The 13,820-nt window shown below is 70.4% G+C and carries 11 protein-coding genes; 7 read left to right on the plus strand and 4 right to left on the minus strand.

What is annotated here, in order from left to right:
• Window positions 1-30: 30 nt before the first annotated feature.
• From VGT80_RS13330 to VGT80_RS13355, 6 genes are all read left to right on the plus strand, one after another.
• Window positions 31-2,982 (plus strand): 2-oxoglutarate dehydrogenase E1 component, encoded by a 2,952-nt coding sequence (locus VGT80_RS13330; protein WP_327456569.1) that lies wholly within the window; start codon window positions 31-33, stop codon window positions 2,980-2,982.
• Between the two features lie 44 nt (window positions 2,983-3,026).
• The gene (gene odhB / locus VGT80_RS13335) at window positions 3,027-4,277 is read left to right on the plus strand and encodes a 2-oxoglutarate dehydrogenase complex dihydrolipoyllysine-residue succinyltransferase (RefSeq protein ID WP_327456570.1); all 1,251 of its coding nucleotides are present in this window, start codon (window positions 3,027-3,029) and stop codon (window positions 4,275-4,277) included.
• Window positions 4,278-4,354: 77 nt separating this feature from the next.
• Window positions 4,355-4,786 carry a hypothetical protein gene (locus tag VGT80_RS13340; protein ID WP_327456571.1) on the plus strand — a complete coding sequence of 144 codons (432 nt, stop codon included), beginning with the start codon at window positions 4,355-4,357 and terminating at the stop codon, window positions 4,784-4,786.
• A 72-nt stretch (window positions 4,787-4,858) separates the two neighbouring features.
• On the plus strand, window positions 4,859-6,259 hold the full coding sequence (gene lpdA, locus VGT80_RS13345) for a dihydrolipoyl dehydrogenase (RefSeq protein WP_327456572.1): 1,401 nt from the start codon (window positions 4,859-4,861) through the stop codon (window positions 6,257-6,259).
• Window positions 6,260-6,263: 4 nt separating this feature from the next.
• Window positions 6,264-6,719 (plus strand): GNAT family N-acetyltransferase, encoded by a 456-nt coding sequence (locus tag VGT80_RS13350; RefSeq protein ID WP_327456574.1) that lies wholly within the window; start codon window positions 6,264-6,266, stop codon window positions 6,717-6,719.
• A gap of 57 nt (window positions 6,720-6,776) precedes the next feature.
• Window positions 6,777-7,100 carry a hypothetical protein gene (locus VGT80_RS13355; protein ID WP_327456576.1) on the plus strand — a complete coding sequence of 108 codons (324 nt, stop codon included), beginning with the start codon at window positions 6,777-6,779 and terminating at the stop codon, window positions 7,098-7,100.
• A gap of 3 nt (window positions 7,101-7,103) precedes the next feature.
• Here the strand turns inward: VGT80_RS13355 and VGT80_RS13360 are convergent, their stop codons facing one another.
• From VGT80_RS13360 to fsa, 3 genes are read right to left on the minus strand one after another with little or no spacing between them, the layout of a single operon-like run.
• Window positions 7,104-8,018, minus strand: a complete 915-nt coding sequence (locus VGT80_RS13360) for a tyrosine recombinase XerC (protein WP_327456578.1) — start codon at window positions 8,016-8,018, stop codon at window positions 7,104-7,106.
• Window positions 8,015-8,698 carry a DUF484 family protein gene (locus VGT80_RS13365; RefSeq protein WP_327456579.1) on the minus strand — a complete coding sequence of 228 codons (684 nt, stop codon included), beginning with the start codon at window positions 8,696-8,698 and terminating at the stop codon, window positions 8,015-8,017. The genes VGT80_RS13360 and VGT80_RS13365 overlap by 4 nt, the downstream gene beginning before the upstream one ends.
• 18 nt (window positions 8,699-8,716) lie before the next feature.
• Window positions 8,717-9,370 (minus strand): fructose-6-phosphate aldolase, encoded by a 654-nt coding sequence (gene fsa, locus VGT80_RS13370; protein WP_327456581.1) that lies wholly within the window; start codon window positions 9,368-9,370, stop codon window positions 8,717-8,719.
• Window positions 9,371-9,448: 78 nt separating this feature from the next.
• On the opposite strand from fsa, the gene VGT80_RS13375 reads away from it, so the two are divergent.
• A complete protein-coding gene (locus tag VGT80_RS13375; protein WP_327456583.1) occupies window positions 9,449-11,611 on the plus strand; it encodes a primosomal protein N' in 2,163 nt (720 codons plus the stop codon).
• A gap of 4 nt (window positions 11,612-11,615) precedes the next feature.
• On the opposite strand, the gene VGT80_RS13380 is transcribed toward VGT80_RS13375, so the two are convergent.
• Window positions 11,616-13,460 carry an ice nucleation protein gene (locus tag VGT80_RS13380; RefSeq protein WP_327456585.1) on the minus strand — a complete coding sequence of 615 codons (1,845 nt, stop codon included), beginning with the start codon at window positions 13,458-13,460 and terminating at the stop codon, window positions 11,616-11,618.
• Window positions 13,461-13,820 lie beyond the last annotated feature (360 nt).

A 13,820-nucleotide genomic window follows, 5' to 3' on the forward strand; every position in this document is an offset into this window, starting at 1 on the left:
CGCGGGTCCCACGCCCGGGAAGCGGACGACATGGCCGACGACGCAGGTCTGATCAACGAGGTGCTCGCCGAGACCTCCTTCCTCTATGGGGGCAACGCCGCCTTCGTGGAGGACCTCTACGCGCAGTGGGCCACGGACCCCAATTCGGTCGAGCCCTCGTGGCGCGCCTTCTTCGCCTCGCTGCACGACCCGGCCGCCGACGCCAAGCGCCAGGCCGAGCGGCCCGCCTGGACCCAGGCCGCGGCGCCGGCCGCGCGACCCGACTGGCTCTCGGCGCTCGATGGCCTGTGGCCGGCGGTGCAGGCCAAGCTCGAGACCCGGATCGCCGAGCGCAAGCCCGAGGTCGGCGCCGACGAGGTGCGCGCCCGCACGCTCGATTCGCTGCGCGCCATCATGATGATCCGCGCCTACCGGATGCGCGGCCACCTGAAGGCCAACCTCGATCCGCTGGGCATCGCCACCACGCCGGGCGATGCATCCGAGCTCGACCCCTCCACCTACGGCTTCGCCGAGGCCGACTTCGACCGGCCGATCTTCCTGGACTATGTGTTGGGCCTGGAGACGGCCACCATCCGCGAGATCCTGGAGATCCTGCGGCGCACCTACTGCGGCAACGTCGGCGTGCAGTACATGCACATCTCCGACCCCAAGGAGAAGGGTTGGCTCCAGGAGCGCATCGAGGGTCGCGACAAGGAGATCGTGTTCACCAAGGAGGGCAAGGTCGCCATCCTCAAGAAGCTGATCGAGACCGAGGGCTTCGAGCGGTTCCTGCACCGCCGCTTCCCCGGCACCAAGCGCTTCGGTCTGGACGGCGGCGAGAGCCTGGTCCCGGCGCTTGAGCAGATCATCAAGCGCGGCGGCGCGCTGGGCGTGAAGGACATCATCATCGGCATGCCGCACCGGGGGCGGCTGAACGTGCTCGCCGCGGTGATGGGCAAGCCCTACCACGTGATCTTCCACGAGTTCCAAGGCGGTTCGTCCCTGCCCTCCGACGTCGAGGGCTCGGGGGATGTGAAGTACCACCTGGGCGCCTCGTCGGACCGCGAGTTCGACGGCAACAGCGTGCACCTGTCGCTGACCGCCAACCCCAGCCACCTGGAGATCGTCAACCCGGTCGTCATCGGCAAGGCCCGCGCCAAGCAGGCCTTCACCCTGCGCGAGACCCCGACCAGTGGCCGCAGCCACGTGATGCCGCTGCTGATGCACGGCGACGCGGCCTTCGCCGGTCAGGGCGTGGTGGCCGAATGCTTCGCGCTCTCGGGGCTGCGCGGCTACGGCGTCGGCGGCTCGATGCACTTCATCGTCAACAACCAGATCGGCTTCACCACCAGCCCGAAGAACAGCCGCTCCTCGCCCTATCCGTCGGACGTGGCGCTGATGGTCGAGGCCCCGATCTTCCACGCCAACGGCGACGATCCGGAGGCGGTGGTGTTCGCCGCCAAGGTGGCCACCGAATATCGCCAGCTGTTCGGCAAGGACGTGGTCGTCGACATGTTCTGCTACCGCCGGTTCGGCCACAATGAAGGCGACGATCCGACGATGACGCAGCCCTTGATGTACGCGAAGATCAAGGACCACCCGTCGGTCCGGCAGCTCTACACCAACCGCCTGGTCGCCGAGGGCGTCGCCACCCAGGCCGAGATCGACGGCTGGATCAAGGACTTCGACGACTTCCTCGACCAGGAGTTCGACAGCGGCAAGGCCTACCACGCCAACAAGGCCGACTGGCTGGACGGCAAGTGGTCGGGGCTGAAGCTGCCGGGCGTCGAGGAGAGCCGGGTCACCGGCGTCGCCAAGCAGAAACTCCTCGACCTCGGCCGCAAGATCACCACCATCCCGGGGACCATCACGCCCCACAAGACCGTGGCCCGGGTGATCGAGGGCCGCCGCGAGGCGATCGAGGCGGGCGAAGGCCTCGACTGGGCGACCGGCGAGCAGCTGGCCTTCGCCACCCTGCTGGACCAGGGCTATCCGGTGCGCCTGTCAGGCCAGGACAGCGTGCGCGGCACCTTCTCGCAGCGCCACTCCGGCCTGGTCGACCAGAAGACCGAGGAGGTCTGGTTCCCGCTCCGCAACCTCGGCCCCAACCAGGCCCACTACGAGGTGCTGGATTCGGCGCTGTCGGAAGAGGCGGTGCTCGGCTTCGAGTACGGCTTCTCGCTCACCGACCCCAATACGCTGACCATGTGGGAGGCCCAGTTCGGCGACTTCGCCAACGGCGCCCAGGTCGTGGTCGACCAGTTCATCTCGTCGGGCGAACGCAAGTGGCTGCGCATGAGCGGCCTGACCATGCTGCTGCCGCACGGCTACGAGGGCCAGGGTCCGGAGCACTCCTCCGCGCGCCTCGAGCGCTATCTGCAGCTCTGCGCCGAGGACAATATGCAGGTGGTCTATCCGACCACGCCGGCCAACTACTTCCACGCCCTGCGCCGTCAGATGCTGCGCGAGTTCCGCAAGCCGCTGATCGTCATGACGCCCAAATCCCTGCTGCGCCACAAACGGGCGGTGTCGAACCTGGCCGACATGGCCGACGGCACCAGCTTCCACCGGGTGATGGTGGACGGCGCCGAAGCCGGCTGCGACGTGGGCGGCGTCACGCTCAAGGCCGACGACAAGATCGTCCGCGTGGTGCTCTGCTCGGGCAAGGTTTACTACGACCTGATCGACCATCGGGCGAAGACCGGCCGTGACGACGTCTATGTGCTGCGCCTGGAGCAGTTCTATCCCTGGCCGCTGAAGTCGCTGTCGAACGAGTTGAAGCGGTTCAAGAACGCCGAGCTGATCTGGTGCCAGGAAGAGCCGAAGAACATGGGCGGCTGGCAGTTCGTCGACCCGTGGCTGGAGCTGACGCTGGAGCGCCTGGACATCAAGGCCAAGCGCGCCCGCTACGTGGGCCGCCCGGCGTCGGCCTCGACGGCCGCGGGCCTGATGAGCCGGCACCTGAAGGAGCTGGAGAGCTTCCTCACGGAAGCCTTCGCCTGACCAAGCCTGTATGTGTGTGTTGAGGATCTGAGGAGCGCATCGAAATGGCCGACATCATGACGCCGGCGCTGGGCGAGTCCGTCACCGAGGCGACGGTCGCCAAGTGGACCAAGAAGGCCGGCGACGCGGTGCGCAAGGACGAGATCCTGGTGGAGCTGGAGACCGACAAGGTCTCGCTCGAGGTCGCCGCCCCGGCCGACGGCGTGCTGAGCGAGATCGCCGCGGAGGAAGGCGCGACCGTCGAGCCCGGCGCGGTGCTGGGCAAGATCGCCGAGGGCGCGGCCGCGGCCAAACCCAATGGCGGAGCCAAGCCCGCCGAGGCGCCGGCCCCCGCCCCGGCCGCCAAGGCGGAGCCGCCGCCCGCGCCCGCCAAGGCCCCTCCCGCAAAGCCGGCCTCCGAACCGGCCGCCGCGGCCGAGCCGGTGATGGCGCCGTCCGCCCAGCGGATCGTCGCGGAGAACAAGCTCGACCCGACGAAGATCGCCGGCGCCGGCAAGGACGGCCGGATCACCAAGGGCGACGCCCTGGCCGCCCTGGAAGCCCGCGGCAATGCGCCGGCGCCGGCGCCAGCCCCGCAGGCCCCGCGCGCGGTGCGCGAGCGCGAGGAGCGGGTGAAGATGACCCGCCTGCGCCAGACCATCGCGCGCCGGCTGAAGGAGGCCCAGAACAACGCCGCCATGCTGACCACCTTCAACGAGGTGGACATGAGCGCGGTGATGGCGATCCGCGCCCAGTACAAGGACGCCTTCGAGAAGACCCACGGCGTGAAGCTCGGCTTCATGAGCTTCTTCGTGAAGGCGGTGATCCACGGCCTGAAGATGGTGCCCGCGGTCAATGCGGAGATCGACGGCCAGGACCTGATCTACAAGAACCACTACGACATCTCGGTCGCGGTCGGGACCGAGCGCGGCCTAGTCACGCCCGTCGTGCGCGACGCCGACCAGATGAGCCTGGCCGAGATCGAGAAGACCATCGGGGCGCTGGGCAAGAAGGCGCGTGACGGCCAGCTGGCGCTGGAAGACCTGCAGGGCGGCACCTTCACCATCTCCAACGGCGGGGTCTATGGCTCGCTGATGTCGATGCCGATCCTCAATGCGCCCCAATCGGGGATCCTGGGCATGCACAAGATCCAGGAGCGGCCGATGGTGGTCGGCGGCCAGATCGTCGCCCGGCCGATGATGTACCTGGCGCTCTCCTACGACCACCGCGTGGTCGACGGCCAGGGCGCGGTGACCTTCCTGGTGCACGTCAAGGAAGCCATCGAGGATCCCCAGCGCCTGCTGCTCGACCTGTAGTCGGACTCGACGAAAAGCGGTTTCCGGCGCAACTTTCGGCGACCCGCGTCCGCGCGGGCCGTTCTGGGGGGAACGCCATGAAGATCCTGCGCCTCGCCCTGGGTGTCGTGGTCGGCGCCTACGGCCTGTTCTGCCTTTTCCCGATCGTGACCAACGTCGCCTACAAGGCCGGCGCCATGCCGCATCCCGACGGCGACGGCGCGCGGATGGCGCCGCTGTGGGCGGCCACCCCCTGGTGGCAGCTGGGCGTCTGGGCGGCGATCGTGGGTCTGTTCCTGGCGATCGCCTGGCGGCTGATCCGCGGCCGACCGGCGCTCGGCCTCTATCTGGTGGCCCTGGTGAGCGACACGGCGCTGTGGTGGATCATGCATTCGGGCGCGGCCTACCAGCAGGTGTTCACCCCCGCCGAGGTGCAGCTTGATTACGACACCGTGCTCGGCATGGCGGTCGTGGGCGCCGCGATCTGGTGGGTGGAGCGCCCCGCGCTGGGCGGCCCGGCCTCGGCCTGAGCCCCGCTGGGCGGTTGACCTCGGCGGTTACGCGCCTTAGCTGCGCCTCACCTCTCCTGAGCGGGCGCGCACATGGCCGAAACCACCTATGACGTGATCATCATCGGCGGCGGCCCGGGCGGCTACAACGCCGCGATCCGGGCCGGCCAACTGGGCCTCAAGGTCGCCTGCGTCGACAAGGGGGTGAACGGCGGCGTGGCGCTGGGCGGCACCTGCCTGAACGTCGGCTGCATGCCCTCGAAGGCCTTGCTGCATGCCTCGGAGCTGTTCGAGCTGGCGGCCAAGGATTTCGCAGGCCTCGGCATCGACGTCACGCCCAAGCTGAACCTCGCCAAGATGATGCAGCAGAAGGCCGAGTCGGTGGCGGGTCTCACCAAGGGCATCGAGTTCCTGTTCAAGAAGAACAAGGTCGACTGGATCAAGGGCGCCGGCAAGATCGCGGGGGCCGGCAAGGTCGAGGTGGGCGGCCAGACCTTTGAGGCCAAGAACATCGTCATCGCCACCGGCTCAGAGCCCGCGGGCCTGGCCGGCGTAACGGTCGACCAGCAGCGGATCGTCGATTCCACCGGCGCCCTGTCGCTGCCGGAGGTTCCGAAATCGCTGGTGGTGATCGGGGCCGGGATCATCGGCCTGGAACTGGGCTCGGTGTGGCGCCGGCTGGGCGCCAAGGTCACGGTGGTGGAGTTCCTCGACCGCATCACCCCCGGGGCCGACGCAGAGCTTTCCAAGACCCTGCAGCGCGCATTGACCAAACAAGGCATGGAGTTCCGGCTGGGCCAGAAGGTCACCGGCGCCAAGGCCTCGAAGAAATCCGTCACCCTGACCGTCGAGCCGGTGGCCGGTGGCGCGGCGGAGACCATCGAGGCCGACTACGTCCTCTTGGCCATCGGACGCCGGCCCTACACCGAGGGGCTGGGGCTGGAGAGCGTCGGGATCGCGCCCGACAAGCGCGGCTTCATCGAGACCGACCACTGGAAGACCTCGGCCGAGGGCGTCTGGGCGATCGGCGACGTGACGCTCGGGCCCATGCTGGCGCACAAGGCCGAGGAGGAGGCGGTGGCCTGCATCGAGACCCTTGCGGGCAAGGCCGGCCACGTGAACTACGGCGTGATCCCCAGCGTGATCTACACTTGGCCGGAGGTCGCCTGGGTCGGCAAGACCGAGGAGGAGCTGAAGGCCGAGGGCCGCGCCTACAAGGCCGGCAAGTTCCCCTTCACCGCCAACAGCCGCGCCAGGATCAACCACGAGACCGAGGGCTTCGTGAAGGTGCTGGCGGACGCCACGACCGACGAAGTGCTGGGCGTGCACATGATCGGCCCGCAGGTCTCGGAGATGGTCGGCGAATATTGCGTGGCCATGGAGTTCCGCGCCGCGTCGGAGGACGTGGCCCGCACCTGCCACCCGCACCCCACCCGATCCGAAGCCCTGCGCCAGGCCGCCATGGGCGTGGAAGGGTGGACCATGCAGGCCTGACCGCGTGAGCGGGGCCGTGGAGGTCCGACGCGCCCGGCCGGAGGAGCTTGCGGCCTGCGCCGACCTCTATGTCCGCGTCCTGCGCGACACCTTCACCTGGCAGCCGCCCGAGCGGCACCACCGCGAGGACTTCCTGCGCGCCGCGCGCGACGAGGAGATCTATGTGGCGGTCGAGGGCGAAGAGATCCTGGGCCTGGCGGCCTTCTTCCGGCCGCAGAACTTCCTGCATTCGCTCTACGTCGGCCCCCGCGGCAAGGGGGTGGGCAAGGCCCTGCTCGACCGGATTTGCGCCGAGGCCAGCGGCCCGGTGTCGCTGAAGGTCCAGGCGCCCAACCGGCGGGCGCAGCGCTTCTATGCCCGCGAAGGCTTCAGCTGCGTGGAGCGGGGCCGCGATCCGGGCTCCGAGGTGGCCTGGCTGCGGCTGGTGCGCGACCGCCCGGGAAACCCCGCGGCGAGTTGATTTGCCTCGCCACGGCCGCGGTGGCAGGCTTCGCCCACAACGGGAACGGAGACCAACATGCTCGCGCTTCTCATGGCCACCCATATCGCCACGGCCGGTGCGCCGGCCATCGCCGTCGACAAGCCGCTGATCTCCCGCAACGGGCTGAACTTCATCCCCAGCGCCTGCCGCGCGGGGGTCACCGTGGCGGCCGGACCCAGTGCGGCGGCGCTGCTACGACCGCAGGATCGCGGCGCGGCGAAGATCGAGCGTCTCGGCGACCTGCCGAAAGCGCACTGGGAAATCGCGATCAATCGCACCGTGTCGGGCTGCGCCGCGCCGCTGATCGTCAGCTACGAAGTGCAAGGCGACGGGCGCTTCGCGGCGGGCTCCGGAAACTAGCCTTCAGGCGTGCGGGTGGGCCTTGGCGTACGCGCCCAATAGGGCCGCGGCGTCGACCTCGGTATAGCGCTGCGTCGTCGACAGCGACGCGTGGCCCAGCAGTTCCTGGATCGAGCGCAGATCGGCCCCGGCGCCCAGCAGGTGGGTCGCGAAGGAGTGGCGCAGCGCATGTGGCGTGGCGCTGGCCGGCAGGCCGAGGCGCCCGCGCAGCAGCTGCACGGTGGCCTGCACGTGGCGCGGGCTCAAGGCTCCGCCGCGCTTGGCGCGGAACAGCGGCTGGTCCGCGTCGAGCCCGAACGGAACGGCCTTCAGATATTCATCGATGGCCTCGCGCACGGCGGGCAGGACGGGCACCATGCGGGTCTTGGAGCCCTTGCCGGTGATCCGCAAGGTGTCGGGGATGGGCGCGTCGGACCGCTTCAGCGACAGGGCCTCGGAAATCCGCAGGCCGCAGCCATAGAGCAGGGTCAGCACCGCCTGATCGCGGGCGACCTCCCAACCGTCGCGATCGGGATCGAGCGCCGGCTCGGCGATCATGCCGAGCGCCTGGTCCTCGGTGACCGGGCGCGGCGCGCCGGGCCTGACCTTCGGACCCCGCACCAGCGCGAGCGCGGCGTTGGGCGTGTCCAGCCGGCGGTCCAGATAGCCATGGAAGGTGCGGATGGCCGACAGGGCCTGGGAGAGCGAGCGCGGGCTGAGCGGACGCTCGCCCTGGCGCAGGTGGGCGAGCCAGGCGCGGATTTCCCCGGCGCTGACGCCGCCCATGGCCTGAAGGTCGATCTCCTCGCCGCGATACTGGCCCAGGAAGGCGATGTAGCGCCGGCCGGCGAAGCCATAGGCCTCGAGCGTCCGGGGCGAGGCGCGCCGCTCCTTGGCCAGGTGCTCCAGCCAGAGCGCCAGCGCGCCTTCAGCAGTCACAGGATCGGCCAGCGCTCGGCGGTGCGCTCCACCACGCGGGCGAGGAAGGCCACCAGCTCGGTCCCCATGTCCTCGGTGAAGCCCTCCGGATCGGGCGAGCCGAACGCCAGCAGGCCCTGGCGCGAGGGTTCCCAGATCGCCATGCGGACCATGGCCATGGACCGGATGGCCTCGGCCTTCTCGCCGAATAGCGGCAGGGCGGTCGGCGCGAAGCCCATGCGGGCCAAGCGCTGGGAGCCGCCGAGGATCATGTCGACCTGGCCCTCGACAAGGCGTTTCCATCCGGCGGGGGCGCGCTCGGCGTCCTCCAGCACGATGATGCCGGCGGCCAGGCCAAAGCGGTGCTGGGCGAGCTCATCCAGCCGCCAGGCGAGGTCGGAATGGTTGCGGGCGTCCAGCAGGTCGATCACCGCGCCGTGGGTCTGAGCCTGGGCGGAGAAGTTGGCGCGCGCGGTCGCCTCGATCTGCTGGCGCTGCTCGGACTCGCGCTGGTGGGCGGCGTGCACGCGCGCTAGGGCGGCGGGGCCGAAGTCGACCACATTGCCGGCGGCGACCTTCAGGCCGAGCTCGTCCAGCAAGCCATGGTCGTCGCGCAGGAACTCCGGGTTGTCCGACAGGAAGCGGCGGACCGCCGTGGGTTCGAGAGGAACGCCCTCGATCTCGCCCTGCGACCCGTCCATAGCAGCCCCCGCTTCAACTCACAGAATCGATTGGCCGGTCTTCGCCCAATCGCTGAGGAATTGATCAAGCCCCTTCTCGGTTAACGGGTGCTTGAAGAGGGCGGCGAAGACGTCGGGCGGAATGGTCGCGCAATCGGCGCCGGCGATCGCCGCCTGCGTCACATGCACCCCGTTGCGGATCGAGGCGGCGAGGATCTCGGTGTCGAAGTCGTAGTTGTCGTAGATGGCGCGGATCTCGCGGATCAGCTCCATGCCGTCGGCGCCGTGGTCGTCGAGCCGGCCGACGAAGGGCGAGATGTAGCTGGCGCCCGCCTTGGCCGCGAGCAGGGCCTGGGGCGCGGAGAAGCACAGGGTCACATTGGTCTGGATGCCTTCGCGGGCGAAGGCGTGGGTGGCGATCAGGCCCTCGCGGGTCAGCGGGACCTTCACGACAACGTTTGTGGCGACGGCGGCGAGCTTGCGGCCCTCGGCCAGCATGGCCTGCGACTCGGTGGCGGCGACCTCGGCGCTCACCGGACCCTCGACGATGCCGCAAATCTCGGCGATGACCTCCAGCATGGGGCGTCCGGCTTTGGCGATCAGCGTGGGATTGGTGGTCACGCCGTCCACCAGGCCGGTGGCGGCGAGGTCCTTGAGGACCGTCACGTCGGCGGAATCGAGGAAGAGCTGCATCGAGAAGACCCCGGAGTTGCGAACGCGCCTTGTAGCCGCCTCAGGGCAAAGCGCAAAAGGCCAGGATAGGATCTGGGGATGAGCCGCATCGCCTCGGTCCTGCTGCCGCTGCCGCTGCCGGAAGCCTTCGACTACGCCGAGCCGGAGGGCATGGCGCTGAACATCGGCGACCAGGTGGCCGCCCCGCTCGGGCCGAACCTGATGCGCGGCGTGGTCTCAGCCCTGCGCGACGGCGCCGGCCACAACCGGCCGCTGAAGGCGGTGCAGGCCAGGCTCGACGACCCGCCGCTGCCGGCCAGCACCCTGGAGTTCGTGCAGTGGGCGGCGAAATACGCGGTGGACGCGCCGGGCATGCCGCTGGCCATCGCCCTCCGCGGCGCGCGGGCGCCGAAGGCCAAGCCGCTGCGCGTGGTGGCGGCGACGGGCGCGCAGCCGACACGGCCGACGGCGGCCCGGAGCAAGGTGCTGGAGGCCGCCGCCGCCGGGGCGCTGGGCGGCGCCGAGCTGGCCCGCGCGGCGGGCGTTTCGGCGGGCGTCGTGAAGGGCCTGATCGACGAGGGCGTGCTCGTGGTGCGCACCATCGAGCCGGAGGCCAGCTTCGAGACGCCCGATCCGGGCCGCCAGGGCGCGGCGCTCAACCCCAGCCAGGCCGCGGCCGCGCAGGCGCTGAAGGCCATCGTGGCCGAGGGCGGTTTCCAGGTGGCCCTGCTCGACGGCGTCACCGGTTCGGGCAAGACCGAGGTCTATCTCGAGGCGGCCGCTGCGACCCTGGCCGGCGACCCGGAGGCCCAGGTGCTGATCCTGCTGCCGGAGATCGCCCTGACCCAGGCGATCATCGCCCGCGTCGCCGCCCGCTTCGGCGCCGAGCCGGGCGAATGGCATTCCGACGTGGCGCCGCCGGCCAGGCGGCGGGTCTGGGACGGGGTGCTGTCGGGCCGTTGCCGGATCGTGGTCGGCGCCCGCTCGGCCCTGTTCCTGCCATTCCGCAAGCTGGCGCTGATCGTCGTCGACGAGGAGCACGACGCCTCCTTCAAGCAGGAGGAGGGCTTCATCTACCACGCCCGCGACCTGGCCGTGGCGCGCGGCAAGATCGAGGCGGCCACGGTGGTCCTGGCCTCGGCGACGCCGTCGCTGGAGACCTTCCGGAACGCCGAGACCGGCCGCTACCACTGGCTGAAGCTCATCGCCCGGCACGGCTCGGCCAAGCTGCCGGACATCGAGCTGGTCGACCTGCGCGAGACGCCGCCCGAGGCGGGCCGCTGGCTGTCGCCGCCGCTGGTGACGGCCATGGGCGAGACCCTGGCGCGCGGCGAACAGGTGCTGCTGTTCCTCAACCGCCGGGGCTATGCGCCGCTCGTGCTCTGCAAGGCCTGTGGCCAGCGGATGACGGCGCCGGACACCGACAGCTGGCTGGTGGAGCATCGCTATTCCGGCCGCCTCGTCTGCCACCTCACCGGCTTCTCGATGCCCAAGCCCGCCGCCTGCCCGCATTGCGGCGCCAAGGACAGCCTGGTCTCCATCGGCCCTGGGGTAGAGCGGGTGGAGGAGGAGGCGCGCAGCCTGTTCCCCGAGGCCCGCGTGGCGGTGTTCTCCTCGGACACGGCGTTCGACGCCCGGGAGGCCAAGCGGCTGATCGAGTCCATGGCGGCGGGCGAGATCGACGTGCTGGTGGCGACGCAGGCCGCCGCCAAGGGCCACAATTTCCCGAAGCTGACCCTGGTCGGCGTGGTGGATGCGGACCTCGGCTTGCGCGGCGGCGACCTGCGCGCCGCGGAACGCACCTATCAGCTTCTCGCGCAGGCGACCGGCCGGGCGGGGCGCAAGGCGCACGCGGGCCGCGCCCTGCTGCAGACCTATGCGCCGGACCACTCGGTCATGCAGGCGCTGAAGGCCCAGGACCGCGAGGCCTTCGTCGCCGCCGAGATGGCCGAGCGTGAGCTCGCCGGCCTGCCGCCGTTCGGCCGGCTGGCGGCGGTGATCGCCTCGGACGTGGATGCGGGACGCCTCGACGACTTCTGCCGCGCCATGGCGGAGGCTGCGCCCAATACGCCTGGCGTCGAGGTCTATGGCCCGGCCGATGCGCCGCTCGGCCTGGTGCGGGGCCGCCGCCGCAAGCGGTTCCTGGTGCGCGCCGACCGAGCCGTCGACCTCTCGGCCTATATGGCCGCCTGGCGCGCGCGGGTGCGGCCCAAGGGCGCCACGCGCGTCGCCATCGACATCGATCCCTATAGCTTCCTCTGACGCCTCACGACGGCAGGAGCTGCACCTGCTGGACGGTGAAGGCGTTGAGCTGCGCCGGCGTCATGGCGGCGAGCAGCGTGGTGGTGAACTGCTGCACCTGGGCCGCCGTGAGCGCCGGGATCTGCGCCGGCAGCAGGGCCAGCGCCTGGGTGGTGGTCAAGCCGCCGATGAGGGCGGGCGGCAGGGCCTGCAGCTGGGTCGCCGTGAGCGCGCCGATCTCGCCTGTGGTGAAGCGCGCGAAGTCGGTGGTCCCGAAGGCCGCGAGCTGGGTGGTGGCGAAGCCGCGGACCTGGGTGGTGGCGAGCGCGCCCACCTGGGTCGCGGTCAGGGAGGCGAGGTTGGTCGCCGACAGCGCGCCGAGCTGCGGGCCGAGCCAGGCGCCCACCTGGGTCGCGGTGAGCTTGGCGAAGTCGGCGGGCTGCAGCGCCTGGATCAGGCCGAGGCTAAGGCCCTGCGTTTGCGTGGTGTTCAATGCCGCCACCTGGGTCGGGCTCAGCGCGGCCAGCGCGGTGGTGGCGAAGCCGCCGACCTGGGCCGGCGACAGCGCCGCGAACTGATCGGGGCTCATCGAGGCCAGGCTGGTCGCCGATATGGCGCCCAGCTGGTTCGGCGCCAGCGCGGCCACCTGGGTGGTGGAGAGCTCGCCGATCTGGGTCACGGACAGGGTGTGGGTGACATAGGCCGAGAGGGCGCGGACCTGGCTGGTGGTGAGGGCGCCGAGGGCGGTTGCGTCGAGGGCGGCGAAATCGGCGGTCGAAAGCGCCGCGATCTGACCGCCGGTGAGGGCCGCGATCTGCGTGCGGCCGAAGCGGGTGAAGTCGGTGACGCTGAGGGCGGCGATCTGGCTGGGGCTCAGCCCCTGGATCTCGGCGGGGCTGAGGGCCGCGAGCTCGGTGTCGGTGAAGGCCGCCAGGATGTCGGCGGTGAGCGCGCCGAGCTGGCCCGGCCCGAGCGCCTCGACCTGGGTTTCGCTGAGCTTCGGGAAGTCGGTGACGCCGAGGCCCGCGAACTGGGTGGCGCTGAGCCCGGCCATCTGAGTGGTGGAGAAGGTCCCAATGGCGCTCGCCGACAGCGACCACAGATTTCCGGGCGACAGGGCGGAAAGCTGGACCGGCGTGAAGCCCCCCACCTGCGTCGGCGTGAATTCGCCAAAGCCGGTGGCGTCGAGCGGCGCCAGCTGGACCGCCCGGATGCCCTGGACCTGGGTGTGTGTGAGCGCGCCGATCTGGGTCGCGTCGAGGGCGGCGAAGGCCGTGGCGGTGAGGCTGCCGAGCTGGAGGGCCGAAAAGGCCCCGAGCTGGCCGATGGATAGGGCCTGCGCCTGGGTGGCCGAGAAGCCGGCGACCTGGGCGGTGGTCAACGCGCCCACCTGGGTCGCGGAGAACTCGCCGACGTCGGTGGCGGTGAGCCCGGCGAGCTGGGTCGTGGTCAGGCTGCGGACCTGGGCGGTGCTGAGCCCGCCGACCTGGGTGAGGGTGAAGCCGGAGATGCGGGTCGCCGACAGGGCGCCGATCTGGCTGGCCGCCAGGGCGCCCACATGGGTGGCGTCGAGTTCGCCCACCTGGGTGTCGGTGAAGGCGTTCAGCTGCGTGCCGTTCAGCGCCAGGAGCTGGCTGGTGTCGAAGACGATGCCGTCGGCGACATGCGGCAGCTGGGTGACCGTCAGCGACCGCACCAGGGTCGCGCCCAGGCCATGCACCTGGCTGGCGTTCAGAGCCCCCATCTCGTCGGTGGTCAGGGCCGCGACCTGGGTCGACCGCAGCTGGCCGATCTGTGTCGTCGACAGCCGTTGCAGCGTCGTGAGGCTGAGGCCGGCGATCTGGGCGGTGGAGAGGTAGGAAATGGGCACGTTCGCCCCCGTCCCGGCGGGGCCGGGCTGCCGCGCGCTGATTCGCGCCGCCTTCGCGAGGCTAAGGAGCGTCGCGCTCTGCGGCAACCGCCGCTCCGCGCGGCCTCAGGTCCCGGCGCCAGCTTTCCAGGCGCCCGGCGCCCCCCGCCTCGGCTCGCAGTTTTGTGAAGCGCCTGCGTCATCCTGACCGGCGCGCGCCCAATGGCCCCCGCTGTTCCTTTGCGCCGGCGTGTTTCACTGCGTTACAAACGCGTGATCGAAATAAAACGCCGCATTGTCTCACATAATTTGAAGTCTAAACCTCAACCTAGCAGCTTAAGGCTGGACGCGAAAACGAGACCTCGGGCATAGTTGCCTTTT

This window comes from Phenylobacterium sp. (genome assembly GCF_035944335.1).
Lineage (GTDB): Bacteria > Pseudomonadota > Alphaproteobacteria > Caulobacterales > Caulobacteraceae > Phenylobacterium.

What these genes read in the sequence shown, in the direction of transcription:
- VGT80_RS13330 (WP_327456569.1), top strand. Translation starts at nt 31, where the DNA reads ATGGCCGACGACGCAGGTCTGATCAACGAGGTGCTCGCCGAGACCTCC.
- odhB (WP_327456570.1), top strand. Translation starts at nt 3,027, where the DNA reads ATGGCCGACATCATGACGCCGGCGCTGGGCGAGTCCGTCACCGAGGCG.
- VGT80_RS13340 (WP_327456571.1), top strand. Translation starts at nt 4,355, where the DNA reads ATGAAGATCCTGCGCCTCGCCCTGGGTGTCGTGGTCGGCGCCTACGGC.
- lpdA (WP_327456572.1), top strand. Translation starts at nt 4,859, where the DNA reads ATGGCCGAAACCACCTATGACGTGATCATCATCGGCGGCGGCCCGGGC.
- VGT80_RS13355 (WP_327456576.1), top strand. Translation starts at nt 6,777, where the DNA reads ATGCTCGCGCTTCTCATGGCCACCCATATCGCCACGGCCGGTGCGCCG.
- VGT80_RS13365 (WP_327456579.1), bottom strand. Translation starts at nt 8,698, where the DNA reads ATGGACGGGTCGCAGGGCGAGATCGAGGGCGTTCCTCTCGAACCCACG.
- fsa (WP_327456581.1), bottom strand. Translation starts at nt 9,370, where the DNA reads ATGCAGCTCTTCCTCGATTCCGCCGACGTGACGGTCCTCAAGGACCTC.
- VGT80_RS13375 (WP_327456583.1), top strand. Translation starts at nt 9,449, where the DNA reads ATGAGCCGCATCGCCTCGGTCCTGCTGCCGCTGCCGCTGCCGGAAGCC.